The 19,950-nt window shown below is 69.6% G+C and carries 19 protein-coding genes; 13 read left to right on the forward strand and 6 right to left on the reverse strand.

The features are described 5' to 3' along the window. The first annotated feature begins 24 nt into the window (after nucleotides 1–24). The 6 genes from EJ913_RS04670 to rarD all read left to right on the forward strand — a co-directional run bounded on the left by EJ913_RS04670 (nucleotide 25) and on the right by rarD (nucleotide 6,229). Nucleotides 25–1,263, forward strand: coding sequence for an ammonium transporter (locus EJ913_RS04670; RefSeq protein ID WP_126995248.1), 1,239 nt, complete (start codon nucleotides 25–27; stop codon nucleotides 1,261–1,263). A 100-nt stretch (nucleotides 1,264–1,363) separates the two neighbouring features. After that, nucleotides 1,364–2,053, forward strand: a complete 690-nt coding sequence (gene purQ, locus EJ913_RS04675; protein ID WP_126995249.1) for a phosphoribosylformylglycinamidine synthase subunit PurQ — start codon at nucleotides 1,364–1,366, stop codon at nucleotides 2,051–2,053. Next, nucleotides 2,050–4,287, forward strand: a complete 2,238-nt coding sequence (purL, locus tag EJ913_RS04680; RefSeq protein WP_126995252.1) for a phosphoribosylformylglycinamidine synthase subunit PurL — start codon at nucleotides 2,050–2,052, stop codon at nucleotides 4,285–4,287. The genes purQ and purL overlap by 4 nt, the downstream gene beginning before the upstream one ends. Before the next feature lie 195 nt (nucleotides 4,288–4,482). After that, complete coding sequence (locus EJ913_RS04685) at nucleotides 4,483–4,722, forward strand: BolA family protein (protein WP_126995254.1); 240 nt, start codon at nucleotides 4,483–4,485, stop codon at nucleotides 4,720–4,722. A gap of 81 nt (nucleotides 4,723–4,803) precedes the next feature. Next, nucleotides 4,804–5,145: a Grx4 family monothiol glutaredoxin gene (gene grxD / locus EJ913_RS04690; protein ID WP_126995256.1), complete on the forward strand. Its 342-nt coding sequence runs from the start codon at nucleotides 4,804–4,806 to the stop codon at nucleotides 5,143–5,145. Between the two features lie 160 nt (nucleotides 5,146–5,305). Further along, entirely contained in the window at nucleotides 5,306–6,229 is a 924-nt protein-coding gene (rarD, locus tag EJ913_RS04695) for an EamA family transporter RarD (RefSeq protein WP_126995258.1), read from the forward strand. Nucleotides 6,230–6,251: 22 nt separating this feature from the next. Here the strand turns inward: rarD and EJ913_RS04700 are convergent, their stop codons facing one another. Further along, a complete protein-coding gene (locus EJ913_RS04700; protein ID WP_244939241.1) occupies nucleotides 6,252–6,896 on the reverse strand; it encodes a TetR/AcrR family transcriptional regulator in 645 nt (214 codons plus the stop codon). A 143-nt stretch (nucleotides 6,897–7,039) separates the two neighbouring features. On the opposite strand from EJ913_RS04700, the gene EJ913_RS04705 reads away from it, so the two are divergent. Beyond that, a complete protein-coding gene (locus tag EJ913_RS04705) occupies nucleotides 7,040–8,152 on the forward strand; it encodes an alkene reductase (protein WP_126995262.1) in 1,113 nt (370 codons plus the stop codon). A gap of 108 nt (nucleotides 8,153–8,260) precedes the next feature. Here EJ913_RS04705 and EJ913_RS04710 read toward each other — a convergent pair whose 3' ends face one another. Continuing rightward, nucleotides 8,261–8,872, reverse strand: a complete 612-nt coding sequence (locus tag EJ913_RS04710) for a chemotaxis protein (RefSeq protein ID WP_126995264.1) — start codon at nucleotides 8,870–8,872, stop codon at nucleotides 8,261–8,263. Nucleotides 8,873–8,877: 5 nt separating this feature from the next. Further along, on the reverse strand, nucleotides 8,878–9,237 hold the full coding sequence (locus EJ913_RS04715; protein ID WP_126995266.1) for a response regulator: 360 nt from the start codon (nucleotides 9,235–9,237) through the stop codon (nucleotides 8,878–8,880). A gap of 166 nt (nucleotides 9,238–9,403) precedes the next feature. Here EJ913_RS04715 and EJ913_RS04720 point away from each other — a divergent pair, with 166 nt between their 5' ends. The 3 genes from EJ913_RS04720 (at nucleotide 9,404) to EJ913_RS04730 (ending at nucleotide 11,149) form a co-directional block, all read left to right on the forward strand. Further along, on the forward strand, nucleotides 9,404–9,820 hold the full coding sequence (locus EJ913_RS04720) for a putative toxin-antitoxin system toxin component, PIN family (RefSeq protein WP_238519500.1): 417 nt from the start codon (nucleotides 9,404–9,406) through the stop codon (nucleotides 9,818–9,820). 107 nt (nucleotides 9,821–9,927) lie between these two features. Beyond that, nucleotides 9,928–10,368, forward strand: coding sequence for a hypothetical protein (locus EJ913_RS04725; RefSeq protein WP_126995270.1), 441 nt, complete (start codon nucleotides 9,928–9,930; stop codon nucleotides 10,366–10,368). 250 nt (nucleotides 10,369–10,618) lie between these two features. Beyond that, entirely contained in the window at nucleotides 10,619–11,149 is a 531-nt protein-coding gene (locus tag EJ913_RS04730) for a DedA family protein (protein WP_274389765.1), read from the forward strand. A gap of 31 nt (nucleotides 11,150–11,180) precedes the next feature. Here the strand turns inward: EJ913_RS04730 and EJ913_RS04735 are convergent, their stop codons facing one another. The 3 genes from EJ913_RS04735 to EJ913_RS04745 are packed head-to-tail and all read right to left on the reverse strand — an operon-like array spanning nucleotide 11,181 to nucleotide 13,417. Further along, nucleotides 11,181–12,338 (reverse strand): PP2C family protein-serine/threonine phosphatase, encoded by a 1,158-nt coding sequence (locus tag EJ913_RS04735; RefSeq protein ID WP_244939242.1) that lies wholly within the window; start codon nucleotides 12,336–12,338, stop codon nucleotides 11,181–11,183. 13 nt (nucleotides 12,339–12,351) lie between these two features. Further along, a complete protein-coding gene (locus EJ913_RS04740) occupies nucleotides 12,352–13,101 on the reverse strand; it encodes an ATP-binding protein (protein WP_244939243.1) in 750 nt (249 codons plus the stop codon). Between the two features lie 10 nt (nucleotides 13,102–13,111). Further along, nucleotides 13,112–13,417, reverse strand: a complete 306-nt coding sequence (locus tag EJ913_RS04745) for an STAS domain-containing protein (protein ID WP_126995276.1) — start codon at nucleotides 13,415–13,417, stop codon at nucleotides 13,112–13,114. Between the two features lie 222 nt (nucleotides 13,418–13,639). Between EJ913_RS04745 and EJ913_RS04750 the strand changes: the two genes are divergently transcribed. Genes EJ913_RS04750 through EJ913_RS04760 form a run of 3 tightly spaced genes read left to right on the forward strand, consistent with a single transcriptional unit; the run spans nucleotide 13,640 to nucleotide 19,949 of the window. Next, a complete protein-coding gene (locus EJ913_RS04750; RefSeq protein ID WP_126995278.1) occupies nucleotides 13,640–15,616 on the forward strand; it encodes a sensor histidine kinase in 1,977 nt (658 codons plus the stop codon). Continuing rightward, entirely contained in the window at nucleotides 15,613–18,567 is a 2,955-nt protein-coding gene (locus EJ913_RS04755) for an ATP-binding protein (protein WP_126995280.1), read from the forward strand. Before EJ913_RS04750 ends, EJ913_RS04755 begins: the two co-directional genes overlap by 4 nt. Continuing rightward, a complete protein-coding gene (locus EJ913_RS04760) occupies nucleotides 18,564–19,949 on the forward strand; it encodes a DUF1329 domain-containing protein (protein WP_126995282.1) in 1,386 nt (461 codons plus the stop codon). The genes EJ913_RS04755 and EJ913_RS04760 overlap by 4 nt, the downstream gene beginning before the upstream one ends. Nucleotide 19,950 lies beyond the last annotated feature (1 nt).

The raw sequence follows: 19,950 nt of genomic DNA on the forward strand, positions 1-19,950 counted from the left end.
GCAAATTGCTGAAAGTTTGCGCAGATGGATGCGGCCAAGACGGGTGGCGACGTTCTTTTCGTCCTGATCGGTGCGGTGATGGTGCTGGCGATGCACGGCGGCTTCGCCCTGCTGGAGGTCGGGACGGTCCGGCGCAAGAACCAGGTCAACGCGCTGGTGAAGATCCTCTCCGACTTCGCCATGTCCACGCTGGCCTATTTCCTGATTGGATACACCGTGGCCTATGGCGTGGACTTCTTCGCCAGCGCCCACGCGCTGACCGGCAAGGGCGCCCCCAATTCCGCTGGCGGCTTCGCCGCCCACGGCTACGATCTGGTGAAGTTCTTCTTCCTAGCGACCTTCGCCGCCGCCGTGCCGGCCATCGTGTCGGGCGGCATCGCCGAGCGCGCCAAGTTCTGGCCGCAGATGGGCGCCACCGTCGCGCTGATCGGGCTGTTCTACCCGCTGCTGGAGGGCAGTGTCTGGGGCACCCGCTTCGGGTTGCAGGCCTGGATGGCGGAGAGCTTCGGCCAGCCCTTCCACGATTTCGCCGGGTCGGTGGTCGTCCACGCCTTCGGCGGCTGGGTGGCGCTGGGCGCGGTGCTGCATCTGGGCAACCGGCGCGGCCGCTACCGGGCCAACGGCTCGCTGGTCGCCATACCGCCGTCGAACATTCCCTTCCTGGCGCTGGGCGCCTGGGTGCTCTGCGTCGGCTGGTTCGGCTTCAACGTGATGAGCGCGCAGACGCTTGACGGCGCCTCCGGGCTGGTCGCCATCAACTCGCTGATGGCGATGGTCGGCGGCATCCTCGCCTCGCTGCTGATCAGCCGCACCGATCCCGGCTTCGTCCACAACGGCGCGCTGGCCGGTCTGGTCGCGGTCTGCGCCGGGTCGGACGTCATGCACCCGCTGGGCGCGCTGGCGACCGGTGGCATCGCCGGGCTGCTGTTCGTCTGGGCCTTCAACAAGTGCCAGATCGACTGGAAGATCGACGACGTGCTGGGCGTCTGGCCGCTGCACGGCCTGTGCGGGCTGGCCGGCGGGCTGCTGGCCGGAGTCTTCGGGCAGGAGGCGCTGGGCGGCCTGGGCGGCGTGTCGCTGGCGAGTCAGACTCTCGGCACGCTGGGCGGCGCCGGCTTCGGTCTGGCCTCCGGTCTCGCGGTCTACGGGCTGCTGAAGGCGGTGGTCGGCATCCGCCTGGACCCGGAGCAGGAGTACAAGGGCGCCGACCTGTCGTTGCACCGCATCACCGCCTACCCGGAAGAGGACGCGCCGGGCGCGTAAACCAGCGTTGCGCAGGCCCGCCGCCCTTGCTTCTGGCCGGCGGCGGCCTTAGTGTCCGGCCCGAACAACTCCCCCCACGACGCCGGATTTTGACCGCCCCATGAAGGCCGCGATCGTCGTTTTCCCCGGCTCCAACCGCGAACGCGACGCCGTCGCCGCGCTGGAGGCCGCCAGCGGAACCAAGCCGCATCTGGTCTGGCACCGCGACACCGAACTGCCCAAGGTCGATCTGATCGTCGTGCCGGGCGGTTTCTCCTATGGCGATTACCTGCGCTCCGGCGCCATGGCGGCGCATTCGCCGATCATGCGCGAGGTCAAGGCGCGGGCCGACCAGGGCGTGCGGGTGCTCGGCATCTGCAACGGCTTCCAGATCATCACCGAGGCCGGGCTGCTGCCGGGCGCGCTGATGCGCAACGGCGGGCTGAAGTTCGTCTGCCGCGTCCAGCATCTTCGGGTCGAGAACACCGACAGCCCCTTCACGGCGAAATACGCCAAGGGGCAGATCGTGCGCTACCCGGTCGCCCATGGCGACGGCAATTTCTGGACCGACGCCGAGACGGTCAAGCGGCTGGACGGCGAGGGTCGGGTGGCCTTCCGCTACGTCGCCGACGACGCGCGCGCCGACCCGCGCGGCAACCCGAACCATTCGGTGTCCGACATTGCCGGCATCTTCAACGCCAAGCGCACCGTGCTGGGCCTGATGCCGCACCCGGAAGACGCGGTGGAGGGCCTGCACGGCAACACCGACGGCAAACCCATGTTCGATGGTCTGGTGGAGGCCCTGTCGTGAGCGCCGAAGCGACCCGCGCCCAAGAGCGCCCCGTCACCCTGGAACTGGCCCGCGAGTTCGGCCTGTCCGAGGCGGAATACAAGAACGCCCTCGACATCATGGGCCGTCTGCCGACCTTCACCGAGATGGGCATCATCTCGGTCATGTGGTCGGAGCATTGCTCCTACAAGTCGTCCAAGCTGTGGCTGAAGACGCTGCCGACCACCGGCCCGCAGGTCATCTGCGGCCCTGGCGAGAACGCCGGCGTCGTCGACATCGGGGATGGCGACACCGTCATCTTCAAGATGGAGAGCCACAACCACCCGTCCTACATCGAGCCCTACCAGGGCGCGGCGACCGGTGTCGGCGGCATCCTGCGCGACGTGTTCACGATGGGCGCCCGGCCCATCGCCAACCTGAACGCGCTGCGCTTCGGCTCGCCCGACCACCCGAAGACCCGGCATCTGGTGTCCGGCGTCGTGTCGGGCATCGGCGGCTACGGCAACTGCGTCGGCGTCCCCACCGTGGGCGGCGAGACCAACTTTCACGCCGCCTACAACGGCAACATCCTGGTCAACGCGATGACCGTGGGCGTCGCCAAGGCCGACAAGATCTTCTATTCGGCCGCCGCCGGCATCGGTAACCCGGTCGTCTACGTCGGCTCCAAGACCGGCCGCGACGGCATCCACGGGGCCACCATGGCCTCGGCCGAGTTCACCGAGGATTCGGAGGAGAAGCGCCCGACCGTGCAGGTCGGCGACCCCTTCACCGAGAAGCTGCTGATCGAAGCCTGCCTGGAATTGATGGAGACCGACGCCATCGTCGCCATCCAGGACATGGGCGCCGCCGGGCTGACCTCCTCCTCGGTCGAGATGGCCGGCAAGGGCGGTCTGGGCATCGAGCTGACGCTCGACACCCTGCCGATGCGCGAAGAGGCGATGACGCCCTACGAGATCATGCTCTCCGAAAGCCAGGAGCGCATGCTGATCATCCTGAAGCCCGGCCGCGAGGAGGTGGCGAAGGCCATCTTCGACAAGTGGGAGCTGGACTTCGCCGTCATCGGCCACCTGACCGACACCGGCAACCTCGTCATCAAGATGTACGGCGAGACCTGGTGCGACATGCCGATCGCCCCGGTGTCCAACGCCGCGCCGGAATACGACCGCCCGTGGGAGCCGACCCCGGCCGCCGCCCCAGTGCCCGACAGCGTGTTCGACGGCTACTCGGCCTCGCTTGGCGACACGCTGACCAAGCTGTTCGCCTGCCCCGACCTCGCCTCCAAGCGCTGGATCTGGGAGCAGTACGACAGCCTCGTCGGCGGTGACACCCGCTTCATGTCGGGTCAGGCCGACGCGGCGGTCGTCCGCGTGCCGGGCCAGACCAAGGCGGTGGCGATCACCACCGACTGCACGCCGCGCTACTGCCTCGCCGACCCGGTCCAGGGCGGCCGCCAGGCGGTGGCCGAGGCGTGGCGCAATCTGTCGGCGGTGGGCGCGCTGCCGCTCGCCATCACCGACAACATGAACTTCGGCAATCCTGAGAAGCCGCGCATCATGGGTCAGTTCGTCGGCGCCGTCCAAGGCATCGCCGACGCCTGCAAGGCGCTGGACTTCCCGGTCGTGTCGGGCAACGTCTCGCTCTACAACGAGACCAACGGCGAGGCGATCCTCCCCACCCCGGCCATCGGCGGCGTCGGCACCTTGCCGGACGCGATGATCGCGGTGGACATCGCCTTCAAGGCCGAGGGCGACGTGATCCTCGGCATCGGCGACACGGCCAATTCCAAGGGCGGCCACATCGGCCAGTCGCTGTTCCTGCGCGAGATCCTCGGCCGCGAGGAAGGCCCGCCCCCGCCGGTCGATCTGGCGGTGGAGCGTCGCAACGGCGATTTCGTGCGCGGCCTGATCCGCGAGGGTCTGGTGGTGTCGAGCCACGACGTGGCCGACGGCGGCCTGATCGTCACCATCGCCGAGATGGCGTTGGCCGGCGGCATCGGCGCCCATCTGACCGGGCTGGACGGCGCGCACCTGCGCGCGCTGTTCGGCGAGGACCAAGCCCGCTACGTGCTGGCGGTCCGTCCGGACGCGGCGGCCTCGGTGCAGGAGAAGGCGAAGGCGGCCGGCGTGCCGGTGACGGTGCTGGGCGAGACGCGCGGCGTCTCCCTGTCGGACCGCAACGGCGACATCGTTTCTCTGAAGCGCCTGAAGGACGTCAACGAGAGCTGGCTGCCCAACTACATGTCGGCGGAGTTGTAAGCCCACCGGCGATCGAAGCCCTCGCAGGCCGTCACGCCCGTGCCATGCACGGGCGTGACGGCCTTTTTACGGCGCGCAGAACTGCCAAGCCGTGGAAAACCTGCACGGGCAGGTGACAAACACCGAGCGCGACCCTACTCTATTGCCCATGAATGGCCCGGGCGGGGCAGACCCCGAACAGAGCGAGGACACCCCATGGCGATGGAAGCCGCCACGATCGAACAACTCATCAAGGAAGGCATCCCGGATGCGGCGGTCGAGATCGCCGATCTGCGCGGCGACGGCGACCATTACGCGGCGCTCGTCACCTCGGCCGCCTTCAAGGGCAAAAGCCGGGTGCAGCAGCACCAGATGGTCTACGCGGCGCTTCAGGGAAGGATGGGCGGCGAACTGCACGCCCTGGCCCTGACCACCGCCGTTCCGGAAAACGCCTAAAACACCACGAGACAAGCGCCCGAAGCCTTGCACAAGGCCCGTCGCGCCGTCGTCGGCATCATCCAGAGAGGGTTTGAAGTCATGGTCGATCAGAACGTCGTCGAGCGCATCAAGCAGGACCTCGGCAGCAGCGATGTCGTCCTGTACATGAAGGGCACCCCGGTGTTCCCGCAATGCGGCTTCTCCGCCGCCGTCGTCCAGGTGTTGAGCCATGTGGGCGTGAAGTTCAAGGGCATCAACATCCTGGAGGAGCCGAGCCTGCGCCAGGGTCTGAAGGAATACTCGAACTGGCCGACCTTCCCGCAGCTCTACGTCAAGGGCGAGTTGGTCGGCGGCTGCGACATCGTCCGCGAGATGTACGAGAGCGGCGAGTTGCAGGGCCTGCTGACCGAGAAGGGCATCGCGACCGGCGTCGCCGCCTGATCGTGCCTCCCGTTCCGGGACAGCGACAAGACTTTGGCGAAAGCCCCGCTCCGGCGGGGCTTTTTGCTGTCCGCCCACGAGAGCGCATGACGGTCACGCAGCCCGGCCATGAGGTGCGCCCGGCTGCCGGGCTGCCTGAATTGTGTGCTACACGGACCACATGGCACACTCCCCCTCCGCAACGGCGGCCGAAACCACAACGACGGGCGCCTTCACGGCGGCGGTCGCCTCCTTCCTGCTGTGGGGACTGGTCAACCCGATCTACTTCAAGCTGCTGAACGGCATCGGCGCGGTGGAGATCGTCGCTCACCGCATCCTGTGGACCGTCGTGCTGGTCGGCGCCGCCGTGCTGGTCCTGAAGGGACCGGCGGCCGTCGTCGCCGCCGTGGGCGGGTGGAAGCGGCTCGGCATCTTTGTCGTCACCACTCTGCTGGTCACGGCCAACTGGACCACCTTCATCTGGGCGATCGTCAACAACCGGCTGGTCGAGTCGAGCCTGGGCTACTACATCAACCCGCTGGTCAGCGTGCTGCTGGGCGTGGTGTTCCTGGGCGAGCGGCTGAACCGCCGGCAGGGCGCCGCCGTGGCCATCGCGGCGCTGGGCGTGGCCTCGCTGGTGGTGTCGCACGGCTCGGTGCCGTGGGTGGCGCTGGTGCTCGCCTCGTCCTTCGGCGTCTACGCGCTGGTCCGCAAGAAGGCCGCCATCGATCCGGTGATCGGGCTGCTGGTGGAAACGCTGCTGCTGATCCCGGCGGTGCTGGTTTACCTGCTGTGGCTGGGGTCGCAAGGCTCCTTCGGCCATGATGTGGGCGGCAGCCTGCTGCTGGTGTTGGCCGGGCCGATGACCGCCGTGCCGCTGGTGCTGTTCATGGTCGGCGCCGCCAAGTTGAAGCTGACCACCATGGGGCTGCTGCAATACATCGTGCCGACCGGCCAGTTGCTGCTGGGCGTGCTGGTCTACGGCGAGGCGTTCACCGCTGCCCACGGCATCGCCTTCGCCTGCATCTGGGTGGCGTTGCTGGTGTTCTCGGCCGACGCCTTCACCACCCACCGCGCCGCCCGCGCGGCCGCTGCCGCCGAGTAGATACCGCCGCCCCTGTCCGGGCTCAGCTTCGCGGCGTCAGGCCGTGGGCGATGGTGTGGGCCAGCGTACCGACCACGGCGCAGACCCGCTCCCCGTCGCGCCCGAACACCACCTGATCGAGGAAGCCCAGCCCGAAGCTGAGCGTCGCGATGCCAGCCGCCACGTTGGCGAGGTCGGCGTCGGCGGCGATGGCGCCGCGCGCGCGGAACGACTCCAGCCGCTTGAGCAGACAGGGAATCCGACTTTCCGACAGGGTGCGCGCCATCTCGTCGGCGATGGCCGTGTCGACCAGCGCGCGCGCCAGCACCACCCGCGTGAAGTCTCGGCACTGCCAGCTGTGCTTGAGCTGCGCGTGCAGGAAGTGGGCGAGGTCGGTTTCCAGATCGTCGGCCGGCGGCGGCAGCGCGCAGCCGCCGGTCTCCTCGCGCCAATAGCGTTCGACCACCGCCAGCAGCAGCCCGCTCTTGCCGGAGAAGTAGCGCTGGATCAGCTGTTCGTTCACGCCGGCCCGCCCGGCGATCTCGCGAGTCGTCGCCGCGTCGAAGCCGCGCTCCGCGAACACCATCTTCGCCGCGTCCAGCAAGGCGCCCTTCGTGGCCTCGCGGTCGCGCTTGCGGTTGCCGGTGTCGCCGCAGCAGGGATTGGCGGTCGATTCACACTCGTCCAAAACAGCGTTCCTCCCAGGGGGACCTTGAGGGGACGGAAGCGTCCCCGGTCTCTTGATAATAAGTATGTGGACGCATACTTGACAAGGGGAGCCGGATGGTTCAAGTATGTACTCACATACATACAAGAGCGAGCCCGCCCGCCATGAGCCAGACCAGCACCCCCGACCTTTTCACGCCCCTGCGTTTGGGCGCCATCGAACTGCCCAACCGCGTCGTCATGGCGCCGATGACCCGCAGCCGCGCCGGCGAGGGCAACTGCCCCACCGCCTTGACCGCCGAGTATTACGCGCAGCGCGCCTCGGCCGGCCTGATCATCACCGAGGCGACGCAGGTCTGCGACACCGCCCAGGGCTACCCCAACACGCCGGGCATCCACACCGACGCGCAGACGCTGGGCTGGCGCAAGGTCGCCGAGGCGGTTCACGCGGCCGGCGGGCGGATCGTCACCCAGCTCTGGCATGTCGGGCGCATCTCGCACCCGCTGTTCCAGCCCAACGGCGCCGCCCCGCTGGCGCCTTCGGCGGTGACGCCCAAGGGCGAGCTGTTCACCGGCCAGGGCATGGCGCCTTTCCCCACGCCCCGCGCGCTGGAGACCGACGAGATTCCGGTGCTGGTCCGTAACTTCGCCGACGCCGCCAAGCGCGCGGTGTTCGATGCGGGGTTGGACGGGGTCGAGATCCACGCCGCCAACGGCTATCTGGTCGACCAGTTCCTGCGCGACCGCACCAACAAGCGCACCGACCGTTACGGCGGCAGCGTCGAGAACCGCGCCCGCTTCCTGCTGGAGATCCTGGAGGCCACGGCCCACGCCGTCGGCGCCGACCGCATCGGCGTCCGCCTGTCGCCGACCGGCGTCTTCAACGACATGGGCGACAGCGACCCGCAGAACCATTTCCTCAGCATCGCCAAGGCGCTGAACCCGTTCGGCCTCGCCTACCTGCACGTCATCGAGGGCCGCCCCGGCCACCACATGGCCCCGCCCGACGGCGCGCCGCACGTCGCGGCGGAGTTGCGCGCGGTCTACAAGGGTCCGTTCATCCTGAACGGCGGCTACAGCCGGGCCGACGCCGACGCGGCGCTGGCCAAGGGCCAAGCGGACGCGATCAGCTTCGGCGAGGGCTTCATCGCCAACCCGGACCTGCCCCTGCGCTTCCAGCGCGACGCCGCGCTGAACGAGCCGGACCGCGCCAGCTACTACGGCGGCGACGCCAAGGGCTACACGGACTATCCGGCGCTGGAATCGGTCGCCGCGTAAGACAGCTTGCCCCGGCGGGGGGCCACGCCCCCGGTTCCCCGCCCCTGCATGGCCGGACGCTCCCACCCCTGGGCGTCCGGCCTTTTTTTCGTCGCGGGCGGATCGACCCTACAGGTTGTCCATCGTCCGGCGGATCGCCTCGCGGAAGGCGTCGAGCGAGGCGATGTCGAGCAGGAACAACGCGTGCCCCCGCGCGTCCCCCGCCGCCAGCGCCATGTCGATGCGCACGAACAGCACGGGATCCTCGGCCGAGCCGATCACCGCCTCCGGATCGCCCGAGCCGTAGCCCGGCACCGTTCCGGCGATCTCGCCGCCGATCAGGTTGGACAGGCTGGCGAGGCAGCCGTTCAGGATGATGTTGCCGATCTCGGTCAACGCGTCCTGCTCCATCTCGCCCGGCCCGTCGGCTGCAGGATCGACCGGGACCAGACGGCCGACCAGCGCCAGCGTGCCCTGTTCGGGGAAGATCAGCATCGCCTCGCCGGTGAAGGGGCCGGCGAAGGCGCCGCGCACCGCGCAGACCGGCGGCACCATGCCGGGCGCCAGATCGCGGCTGATGCGCGCGTGGGTCGAGACCGCGAAGGACGGCACCGAGAGGTGGACCTCCTCCCCCAGCATGGAACTCAAGGCCGCAGCCGGCTCCCCCATACCGATGTTGAAGAGTTCGGCGATGGCGTCGGCCTCGTCGGCATCCAGGGCGAAGGGTTCCCCCGCGGTCATGACCGTCACTGCCCGGCTGCGGCGAGGAATTCCCGGATCTTGTCCGAGGTGATCGGCTTGGCGATGAAGCGCACGTCGATGGCCTCGGCCCTCTTGCGCAGCACGTCCTGGACGTTGGCCGTCAGCAGCCCGACCGGCAGCCCGGCGAAACGTTCCTTCAGGTGCTCGGCCAGCACGATGCCGTCCATGCCCGGCATGTTGTAATCGACGATGGCGGCCACGGGCACCGTGTCGGCGATGACCTGCAACGCCTCCTCCCCGCTGGCGGCGGAGACGATGGTCCAGTCCGGCCGCAGCGACGTGATGACGCTGCCCACCATGTTGCGCGCCAGACGGCTGTCGTCGACGATGAGGATCGTGGTCATGCCGAGGAGTCCGCCCTTAAGAATCCGTTGACGTTATCGCGTATTGATACTCCAACCCGCCGTCCCCGACAAGAAACGCCAAGGCATAGCCCCGATGAACGCCCAGGACAGCCACACCGCAGCTGACGCAAGGGGAAGGCTCAATTCGGAAAGACCGGTCCGCGCGGTGCTGGATACCAACATCCTGGTGGCCTTCGCCCTGTTGAACGGTTCTCCGGCCGCCCGCCGCCAGGACGCCATCCGCCGTTGCGTGGAGCGCGTCCGCGCCGATGGCGGCCTTCTGGGGAGCGAGGCCACCCTGGCGGAGCTGCGCGCCGTGCTGCTGCGCCCGGATTTCGACCACTACAGCCCAGCTCCGGCGCGGGAACGTTTCCTCGATGCCATCGCGGCGGAAATGACCCTGGTCCCGCCCGCCCCGATCGGACGGCTGTGTCGCGACCCGGAGGACGACATGTTCCTGGCCGCCGCGCTGGCCGCCGACGCGGACTGGTTGGTCACGGTGGACCGGCAGTTGCTGTCGGTACGCCGGATCGGCCGTACCCCCGTCCTGCGTCCCGAACGCTTCCTGGAGGCGGTGGCCTGACCGGGCGGAACTGGCCGGGCGAAATCCGATCCCACAGATTCCTCTCGACAAACGGGGGGCTCATCATGGAATAAAAAGGGAACACTTCGCAAACCGCGGGTGAACGGATGAGCGTTCAGCACCTTCTCTTCGATGATCTGCCCGAGACGGAGCGCGCGCGCAAGCCCGCGCGCCGGTCCCGCGCGACCACCATCGCCGCCCCCATGGCCGTCGACGTGGTGCGGGAGGCCGCGCCCGATTCCGCCCGCCCCGCCCGGCCTTCCCCCGTCCTGGCCAGCCTGCCGCTCGCCCCGCCCGCTCCCCCCGCCCCGCCGCCGCCCTTCGATCCGGCGGCGCTGTCGAACCCGGAACTGCGCGCCCTGGTGCAGGCCATCCCCGACCAGCGGCTGGCCTACCTGCTGATCGAGGCCGCGCGCGAATTGAAGCGCCGCGCCCTGCCCGACCGCGCCGAGGACGACGACTCCGGAGAAGCTGTGGTGGAACCGAACCCGCTGCTGCTGCGCGCCGCGCGACAGGTGGTGGGGGAGTTGTCGGGCGAGGATTCCTGACGCCCGTTTCCTAACCCGTTCGCCGTCGCCGGAAGATCACGGAGTTCCGCCGGATTCCCGAGAAAGTTTCCGGGACAAGCAGTACTGATCCATGTCATGATCGGTCCTCGACTGCCGGTTTTGTCCCGCGTTGCACAATAAAGCACCCCGGAGGCGCGGCTGGCAGGAACCGACCCGCAAGCGCTGTCTCCGGGAGGGGGCTTTGGACTGGATCACCTGGTTGCAGGGATGGGGCGATGCCTTCTACCCCTTGGCGTTCTTCTGGGCCTTCTTTGAAGGTGAAACATTTGTAATCTTCGGTGGGATGGGCGCCCATCAAGGAATTTTTAATCTATACTGGCTTGTTGCGGCCGTGTGGAGCGGCAGCTTCCTCGGCGACCAGCTGTGGTTCTGGTTGGGGCGCCGTTGGGGCAACAAGGCGCTGGCCCGCTTCCCCGCCGCCGAGGTGCACAGCGCCCGCGTCCTGCGCTGGCTGGAAACCTACGGGGTCGGCTTCATCCTGGTCTTCCGCTTCCTCTACGGCGTCCGCAACATCGCCTCCGTTGCCGTCGGCACCTCCCGCATGCCGTGGAGCCGCTTCCTCTTTTGGAACTTCATCGCCGCCGGCATCTGGGCGTGGAGCTTCGCCGGGGCGGGCTACATGTTCGGCGAAGCCGCCGCCGCGATCGGTGAGAACGGGCCCAAGGTTCTGCTGCTGATCGCGCTGGTCATCGGCGCGCTGTGGATCACCTTCAAGAGCATCCGCTGGGTCGCCCGGCGCCGGGCCGCCTCCCAGGCCTGACCTGCCACACTGAACCAGAACCCGCCGGGCTTCACGCCCGGCGGGCGATCCACACCGCCGTCAGATCGTCGCTCAGCGGTTGCCGGACGCGCGCGTAGAAGCGTTCCATCATCGGCCGCAAGGGATGCAGCCGATTCTCCGCCAGCGCGTCGCGCACGAATCCGGGAACCGCGTCCCGTCCGATGGGTGGATGCTCCTCCCCCCCGCATTCGATCAGCGCGTCGCTGTAGAGGAACAGGAAGCCGCCGTGCGGCAGCCGATGGCTCTGGTCGGTGTACCGCGCCCGCCGCGAGGCGCCCAGCACCAGCCCGGCCGAATCGAGCAGCCGAAGCTCCGCCCCCACCCCCAGCACCGGGTTCGGCGCGCCCGCCGCCGCGAAGGTCAGCGTGTCGGTCGCCAGATCCAAGATTCCGAAGAAGGCGGTGGCGAACTGGCCGGTGGGCAGCACGTCCTTCAAGGCGCCGTTCAGCTGCGTCAGCCATTGCGAGGGCGCCATGTGCTGCATCGGGAAACGGTCGATCAGCGTGTGGAGGCGGAAAGTGTTGATCGCCGCCGTGATGCCGTGCCCGGCGAAATCGACGATCAGGAAACCGACACGCCGGTCGTCCAGCGGGTAGACGCCCCAAAAATCCCCACCCAGCTCCGACGACGTCTCGAAATGCGCGTCCAGCACCAGGCCGTAGCGCTCGGCCACCGCCGTCAGCCGCCGGCCTTCCGGCAGCAGCGAGTGCTGCATGGCGCGGGCGTGCGACAGTTCGCGCTCCACCCGCGCCCGGAAGCTGGCGAGATCGGTGAACAGCTTGCGCTTTTCCAGCTGGTGACGGACCCGTGCCACGCATTCGCCAGGCTTGATCGGCTTGGAGATGAAGTCGCTGCCCCCGGCGTCGAAGCAGCGGACCTGCTCCTCGTCGCTGTCCAACGCGGTCTGGAACAGCACCGGCAACTCCTCGTGCGTCGCGTTGCGGCGCAGAGTCCGGCACATCTCCAGCCCATCCATCACCGGCATGTCGACGTCGAGCAGCACCAGATCGGGGCGGAAATCGTCCACCGTCCGCAGCCCTTCCGCGCCGTCCCCGGCAAAGGCCACCTCGGTGATGCCGGCGCGGCGGATCACCAAGGCCAGCGACTTGCGGTTGAAGGCGTTGTCGTCGACGATCAACACCCGGCAATCGGCCAGCGACATGGTCATGGAACGGCGCCCGTCAGAGGTCGAAGCGCAGGACGGTGCAGCGTCCGCCATCGGTCACCGTGACGCCGCTGGCCAGCGCGCGCATGAACAGGAAGCCGCGCCCCGACTGCGCCTTGCCGTCGGCCACCGCGACCGGCGCAGCGCTGTCGAAGCCGCCGCCCTGGTCCACCACCGCGACGGCGAGGACCGCCGCGCTCCAGCGGCAGAAGATGTCGATGCGCCGCCGGATGGCCGCCGGGTCACCCAGCCGCTCGCGCAGCAACCGTCCGAACAGGCGGTAGCCGTCCGGCTGGCTCTTGGCCGCGCTGGGGATGCCGAGGTTGCCGTGAACGATGGCGTTGGCGATGGCCTCGTGCAGGCACAGCTCGACGTTGGAGCGGCGCCCGTCCGGAAGCCCGCCGCGCCGCGCCAGCTCGTCGCAGACCAGCACCGCGCATTGCAGGCCGTAAGCCGTGCCGGTGGTCAGCGACAGGTAGAACCCCGGCTCCACCGCCGGCGCGCCCGACCAGTCGTCCCGCAAGGCGGCCGGCTCGTCGCCGCCCTCCCCCAGTTCCACCGTCAGGAACGGGTTGCGGTCGAACGCCTCGCGCAGCCGGTCCTGGTCGGCGCGCTCCAGCAGAAGCGCGTCGGTCCAGGCCGGACCGAAACCGGGAAGCGCGAATCCCGGCAGGGCGAAGCGCTCCGCGACCCGCGACGTCATGTCGGCGGGAACGCTGGCGCGCATCACGCAGAAGGGGCGCGGGGGCGGCGGGACCGGCTGCACAGCGGCCGACTCAGGAATCGATCGTGATGATCTCGCCGATCCGGGCGAGGTCGATGGACCGCCTCACGTCGCCCTGGGCGCCGCGCACCGTCAGCTTGACGTTCCGGCTCTCCGCCTCCTCCTGAAGGATCAGCAGCATGCCGAGACCGGCGGAATCGATGAACTCCAGCCCCGACAGATCGACGACGAAGCCGCGCGCCCGCGTGATCTCCAGCAGGCCGACGATGTCGTGCAGCCGGTCGTGGTCGGTGAATTCCAGCCGGCCCATCAGCCGCACCTCGACCGCGTCCGGCGTGCTGCGCTGTTGAAACTTCATCCTGCCCTCACATATCCGGAACCGCCGCGCCCGATACGGATGCGCGCGTATCCCCTACGCTTTGCCTATGCACAGTAGTGCAAGCGAGCGGCGGCGCTCAAGCATCGTCGCCGGTCCCGCGCCGCCTTTCCGAAACGCATGGAAGGGCGTAGAACGGAAAAAACGGCCCTGACGCCGCATCCGGACACCTTTATAAAACACCATGGCATGATACGGACCGGCATGAACAGGATCGCGCGAGCATGGCGGCGGGTGCCGACGGTCTCGGCCAAGTTCCTGCTGATCCTTGTTCCCAGCCTTGTCCTGACCGTCTCCCTGCTGTCCGCTGTGGTCTTCCTCGACCGTCATCGCGACTTGCAAGCCGCCTTGAAAGACCGGATCGCCGCCATTGCCGACAGCAACGCGGCGGCACTGTCGGCCGGCCCATGGCCTCTCGACGACACCGCCATCCGCAGCCTCGTCCAAGCCATCGCCGCCAACCGCGACCTCGTCTGCGTCGCGCTGTCCGACGCCCGGACCGGCCGCCGGATCGCGTGGCCCGGCCCGGACTGCCCGCCCGATGCCGATCCCGGCACCAGCACTGTGCTGCGGCCGATCGGGACGGCGGACGCCAGGGGCGGCACCCTCACCCTGCGCTACAGCCAGGACTCCGTGCGCCGGGAATGGAGTCTGGAGATGGCGAACGCCGCCGTCCTGCTGTTGCTGACGCTGGCCGGCGCCGTTGCGGCGGCGCTGGCGGCGTTGCGGCTGGCCGTCGGCCGCCCCCTGCACCGGCTGGCCGCCGCGATCCGGGATGCGGAACGGGGACAGGGCCACCCGGTGGACTGGTTCTCCGCCGACGAGATGGGCCGGGTGATTCTGGCCCACAACGCCACGCTGGCAAGGCTGGAAGAAGAACAGGCGGCGCTCTGCCAAGGGGTCATCGCCCAGCAGGAGCTGGCGCATGAGCGCAACATCCTCCAGATCACGCTCGACAACACCGACCAGGGAATCATCAAGGTGGACCGCGCCCTGCGGGTCGTCATGTCCAACCGCCGCGCCGCCGAATTCCTCGACCTGCCCCCGGAGTTCCTTTCCACCAACCCGTCCTTCCCCGCCATCGTCGACCGGCAGCGTGGCCGGGGCGAGTTCGACGACATGGGCGACGACCCTGACCTCCATCTCGACCGGACGGAGGGCGGGTTCGAGCGGCCCTTCACCTTCAAGCGCCGCCGCCCCGACGGCCGCATCGTCGAGCTGCGCACCAACCCGCTGCCCGAGGGTGGTTTCGTCCGAACCTTCACCGACGTGACGGTCGAGGCCCGCTCCGCCGAGGAGATCTTCCACGCCATGCAGGCGCTGGAGACCGCCTACGCCGAGCTGAAGGAAACCCAGGACCATCTGGTGCAGGCGGAGAAGATGGCCTCGCTGGCGCTTCTGGTGGCCGGCGTCGCGCACGAGATCAACACCCCCGTCGGCATCGCCTTCGGCTGCGCCAGCCACCTGTCCGGCCGCACGAAGGCGCTGGGCGACGCCTTCGAAGCCGGGACGATGAAGAGATCCGACCTGACCGCCTACGTCGCGGCGGCCGGCGAATCCTCCCGCCTGATCCAGCAGAACCTGACCCGCGCCGCCGAGTTGATCCAAAGCTTCAAGCGCGTCGCCGTCGACCAGACCAGCGAGGAGCGGCGGCGCTTCGACCTGCTGGCCTATCTGGAGGAGATCGTCACCTCCCTGGGTCCGACCCTGCGCAAGACGCCGCACCGCGTCGCCATCGCCTGCTCCCCCGGCATCGTGCTGGACAGCTTCCCCGGCGCTCTCAGCCAGGTGGTGACCAACCTCGTGATGAACGCGCTGACCCACGCCTTTCCCGATGGGACGGGCCGCATGGTGGAGGGCCACATGGTGATCGACGTGGACGATCCGGGAGACGGCGAGGTGATCGTCCGCTTCTCCGACGACGGCGTCGGCATCCCGGAGGAGCACCGCTCCCGCGTCTTCGAGCCCTTCTTCACCACAAGGCGCGGGACGGGCGGCAGCGGGCTGGGGCTGCACATCGTCTTCAACCTCGCGACCCGGACGCTGGGCGGGCGGATCTCGGTTGACAGCACGCCCGGCGATGGAACTACGTTCACGCTCCGCATTCCCAAGACGGCGTCCGACGCGGCGTCCGAGGGGCCGAAGATCGAAGCGTGCGGCGTGGAGACCGAACCAGCATGAGCACGGGTGCGCTCGCCGAACCCCTCTTCGACGACGACATTCTGTTCGCGGCGGAGGACGACGCCACGACCGCCCCGGACGGCGCGGAGCCGCCGCCCTGGACCGTGCTGGTGGTGGATGACGAGCCCGACGTCCACGCGATGACCGCCCTGCTGCTGGCCGACGTGACCTTCCAGGGGCGGAGGCTGGCCCTGATCGGCGGCGTCTCGGCGTCGGACGCGCGGGCGATCCTGGAAACCCGCCGCGATGTCGCCGTGCTGCTGCTCGACGTGATGATGGAGGAGGAGGATTCCGGCCTCAAGCTGGTGCGCTGGATCCGCGACGAGCTGGGCAACCGCGACCTCCGCATCATCCTGCGCACCGGCGAGCCGGGGCAGGCGCCGCAGCGCGACGTGATCGTCGATTACGACATCAACGACTACAAGCCCAAGGCCGATTTGTCGGCGGAGGGGCTGTTCACCGCCGTCATCGCCGCGCTACGCGCCTTCGCCCAGATCCAGTCCATCGAAACCCGCGTCGCCGAGCGGACCCGCGAGCTGAGCGAGAGCCGCGCGCAGATCAACGCCATGCTGGAGGCCAGCCCGGTCGGCGTCTGCGCCTACGACGCGGACGGCGCCATCGTGCGGACCAACCAGCGCTTGGCCGAGTTGCTGGGCGTTCCGAAGGAGCGACTGGCCGGCGCCGCCGTCGCCACGCTGTTCGCCGCCACGGAGCCCCCCGCCCCCGGTGGGCTGTTCGACCGCTCCCCGGTCCGCGACGCCGAGGTGACGCTGCGCCACGCCGACGGATCGACGATCTGGGCCTCGATGTCGGTCGATCCCGCCACGCTCGACGGGCGGGAGGTCCGGCTGTGCTGGTTCTACGACATCACCCGGCGCAAACTGGTCGAACAGCGGATCGACGCCGCCAGGGAACAGGCGGAGTTGGCGAACCAAGCCAAATCCGCCTTCCTCGCCACCATGAGCCACGAGATCCGCACGCCGATGAACGGCGTGATCGGCATGCTGGGCCTGCTGGAGCGCAGCGAGCTGACCGCCCAGCAGCGCGCCACCACGGCGACCATGCGGGAATCGGCAGCATCCCTGCTGCGGATCATCGACGACATCCTCGACGTCTCGAAGATCGAGGCCGGCAAGATGGACATCGAGCGGGTGGCCCTGTCCGTCGCCGCGCTGGTGGAAGGGGTGGCGGACACCCTCGCCCCCGCCGCCCGCGCCAAGGGCCTCGCGCTGCTGACCTACGTCGATCCCGCCATCCCGCCGGTCCTGTTCGGCGACCCGGTGCGGCTGCGGCAGATCCTGTTCAACCTCGCCGGCAACGCCGTCAAGTTCACCGAGACCGGGCGCGTCGTGCTGCGCGCCGCGCTGGGCGACATGCGGGACGGGACGGCCGCCCTGCGGATCGAGGTCGCCGACACCGGCATCGGCATCCCGGACCAGGCGCGGCGCCGGCTGTTCCAGCCCTTCACCCAGGCGGAAAGCTCCACCAGCCGGCGTTACGGCGGGACCGGGCTGGGGCTGTCGATCAGCCGGCGGCTGGCCGCGCTGATGGACGGGGAGATCGGGATGGAGAGCAAGCCCGGTGTCGGCTCCACCTTCTGGCTGGCGTTGCCGCTCGGCCGATCCGCTCCTGTGGACCCCGCCATCGTGGAGGAGGCGCCCGGCGGCATCGACCTCGGCGGGTTGACCGTGCTGCTGGCCATTCCCGACGACACCGAGCGCAGCTTTCTCGGCTGCTATCTGGAGGCCGCCGGCGCCCGCGTCCTTCCCATCGCCACGGCTGAGGAGTTGGCGATCCAGGCCCGCGCCGTGCGGGAGGCCGGCGGCGTGGCGGTCGTGGACGAGGGTTTCCACGGTCCCGGCGTCGTGGAACTGGACGGACGCCCCGGCGAAACCCGGCAGCCCCCCGTTCTCCTGCTGCACGGAACCGACAGCGAGCGGCGCGGCGACCGCGCGGTGACGCTGGCACGGCCGGTGCGACGTCTCTCGCTGCTGCGCGCCGTCGTCGCGGCCGCCGCCGGGCGGACCCTGCCTCCCGTCACCGCGCCATGCCTTCCCGACGCGGAACCCGTCTCGACGTTTCCCGCCACCGGACGCTGCGCCGCCGCCCCCGTCCCCTGCACACCGCTGACGCCGAGCGTCGACGAGGCGCTGGCGCAAGGCCGCCTGATCCTGGTCGCCGAGGACAACCCGGTGAACCGCAAGGTCCTGCTGATGCAGTTGCACTCCCTGGGCTACGCGGCGGAGATGACCGACGGCGGCGCCGAGGCGCTGGCTGCGTGGCGGGGACCGCGCCGCTACGCCCTGCTGCTGACCGACGTGCGGATGCCGGAGATGGATGGCTTCGAGCTGACCCGCCGCATCCGCGCCGCCGAATCGGAGGGCGCCGGCCCCACCGGTTCCCGGCGTCTTCCCATCGTCGCCGTCACCGCCAACGCCAGCCCGGCCGACATCGAAAGCTACCGCGCCGCCGACATGGACGACGTTCTGAGCAAGCCGCTCGACCTGCCGCAACTGGCGGCGGCCCTGTCGCGCTGGCTGCCGTCCACGCCGCCGCGCGCTCCCAGCCCCTGCCTTCCCCGCCCGGTCGCCGATCCGGCCCAGATGCCCCCCATCGAACGGGCCACGCTGCACGCGCTGTGCGGCGGCGACGCGGCGCTGATCGCCGAATTGCTGAACGATTTCATCGGCAGCAGCCGGGAAATTCTCGCCGGCCTCGCCGCCGCGACGGCGGCGGGCGACCTCGACCGCCTGCGGGCGGGCGCCCACAACATGAAAGGCGCCGCGCTCAACGCCGGGGCCACGCCGCTGGCCGAGGCCGCGCGGGCGCTCGAACACGCGACGGCGGACGGTACGCCCTGGCCCCGGCTGGCCGAACTGGCGGCGGGGGTGCGCGACGCCTTCGGCGCGGTCGAACGCTTCGTGGCCGCCCCCCGCGTGGACAGACCATGACCGGCAACGCCCCTTCCCTCACCCGCCGCGACGCCCTGACCCTGATGCTGGGGAGCGCCGCCGCCGCCGTTGCAAGGCCGGCCGATGCGCAGGAGGGCCCCCCGGCCCCGCCTCCCGCCGTGCCCAAGCTTGGCGAGGAGCTGACCCCCTTCGGCGCGGTCCGCGCCGGCAACGGCACCCGCGCCATTCCGCCCTGGACCGGCGGGCTGACGACCGCGCCCAAGGGCTATGTTCCCGGCCGCCACAGCCCCGACCCGTATCTGGAGGACGGGCGCTGGTTCACCGTGGGGCCAGGCGACGTGGAGCGCTACAAGGTCCGTCTGTCCGCCGGCCTCCAGGCGTTGCTGGCGAAGTTTCCGGACAGCTTCGAGGTCCCGGTCTTCCCCTGCCGCCGCAGCGCCGCCGCCCCCCAGGCCGTCTACGACGCCAGCATCGAGAACGCGGGACGCGCCACGCTGGGCGGCAACGGGCTGGTGCTGGGCGGCGCCAGGATCGGCGTGCCTTTCCCCATCCCGGCCAACGGCGTCCAGGCGATGTGGAACCACGTGCTGCGCTGGCGCGGCACGAATTTCACCCGCACCGGCCAGACCATCCTGCCCGGCGGCGAGGGCGGCATGGCCGGCCGGCTGTACCGCGAGGACGTCTCCCTTCCCTACGCGGCCGGCGTGGACGGCGGCCCGCCCCTGCTCTACCGCCGGACCACCCTGACGCCCAAGGAGGAGGCCGGCACCGTTCTGCTAACCCGCGCGACGCTGAACCCGATCCAGTCGGGCTTCCGCGCCTGGGCGCGCATGGGCGAGCGGGGCCGCGTCGTGCCCGCGCCCGATTTCCTCTACGAGACGCCGGACCCGGCCAGCGGCGGCATCTGCACCGCCGACATGCTCGACATGTTCAGCGGCCCGCTCGACCGCTTCGACTTCACGCTGGTGTCGCGGCGCGAGATGTACGCGCCCTACAACGCCTACCGCCTGAACACGCCCAACCTCGCGCCGGCCGACTTCCTGTGGCGGGGCCACCCGAGCCCCCAATTCCTGCGCTACGAGATGCACCGGGTGTGGATCGTCGACGCCCGGCTGAAGCCGAACTTCCAGCACAGCCTGCCCGACCGCACCTACTACCTGGACGAGGATTCCTGGCAGATCGTCATGGCCGAGCATTACAACGGCAAGGGCGACCTGCTGCGCTACGCCGAGGCGCACAACGTCGCCCACTGGCAGGTCCCGGCCTTCCTGCCGGCGGCCGAATTCGTCTACGACCTGACGGCCGACCGCTACGTCGTGCGCGGCATCGACAACGCGCTGGGGCCGCCAATCTTCGACAAGCCTTTGAAGCCGGAAGAGTTCACGCCGGAATCGCTGACGCGCCGGGGCCGGCGGGGCTGAC

Source organism: Azospirillum doebereinerae (assembly GCF_003989665.1).
Classification (GTDB): domain Bacteria; phylum Pseudomonadota; class Alphaproteobacteria; order Azospirillales; family Azospirillaceae; genus Azospirillum; species Azospirillum doebereinerae.

What these genes read in the sequence shown, in the direction of transcription:
- EJ913_RS04670 (WP_126995248.1), top strand. Translation starts at nt 25, where the DNA reads ATGGATGCGGCCAAGACGGGTGGCGACGTTCTTTTCGTCCTGATCGGT.
- purQ (WP_126995249.1), top strand. Translation starts at nt 1,364, where the DNA reads ATGAAGGCCGCGATCGTCGTTTTCCCCGGCTCCAACCGCGAACGCGAC.
- EJ913_RS04685 (WP_126995254.1), top strand. Translation starts at nt 4,483, where the DNA reads ATGGCGATGGAAGCCGCCACGATCGAACAACTCATCAAGGAAGGCATC.
- grxD (WP_126995256.1), top strand. Translation starts at nt 4,804, where the DNA reads ATGGTCGATCAGAACGTCGTCGAGCGCATCAAGCAGGACCTCGGCAGC.
- rarD (WP_126995258.1), top strand. Translation starts at nt 5,306, where the DNA reads ATGGCACACTCCCCCTCCGCAACGGCGGCCGAAACCACAACGACGGGC.
- EJ913_RS04705 (WP_126995262.1), top strand. Translation starts at nt 7,040, where the DNA reads ATGAGCCAGACCAGCACCCCCGACCTTTTCACGCCCCTGCGTTTGGGC.
- EJ913_RS04710 (WP_126995264.1), bottom strand. Translation starts at nt 8,872, where the DNA reads ATGACCGCGGGGGAACCCTTCGCCCTGGATGCCGACGAGGCCGACGCC.
- EJ913_RS04715 (WP_126995266.1), bottom strand. Translation starts at nt 9,237, where the DNA reads ATGACCACGATCCTCATCGTCGACGACAGCCGTCTGGCGCGCAACATG.
- EJ913_RS04725 (WP_126995270.1), top strand. Translation starts at nt 9,928, where the DNA reads ATGAGCGTTCAGCACCTTCTCTTCGATGATCTGCCCGAGACGGAGCGC.
- EJ913_RS04735 (WP_244939242.1), bottom strand. Translation starts at nt 12,338, where the DNA reads ATGACCATGTCGCTGGCCGATTGCCGGGTGTTGATCGTCGACGACAAC.
- EJ913_RS04745 (WP_126995276.1), bottom strand. Translation starts at nt 13,417, where the DNA reads ATGAAGTTTCAACAGCGCAGCACGCCGGACGCGGTCGAGGTGCGGCTG.
- EJ913_RS04750 (WP_126995278.1), top strand. Translation starts at nt 13,640, where the DNA reads ATGAACAGGATCGCGCGAGCATGGCGGCGGGTGCCGACGGTCTCGGCC.
- EJ913_RS04755 (WP_126995280.1), top strand. Translation starts at nt 15,613, where the DNA reads ATGAGCACGGGTGCGCTCGCCGAACCCCTCTTCGACGACGACATTCTG.
- EJ913_RS04760 (WP_126995282.1), top strand. Translation starts at nt 18,564, where the DNA reads ATGACCGGCAACGCCCCTTCCCTCACCCGCCGCGACGCCCTGACCCTG.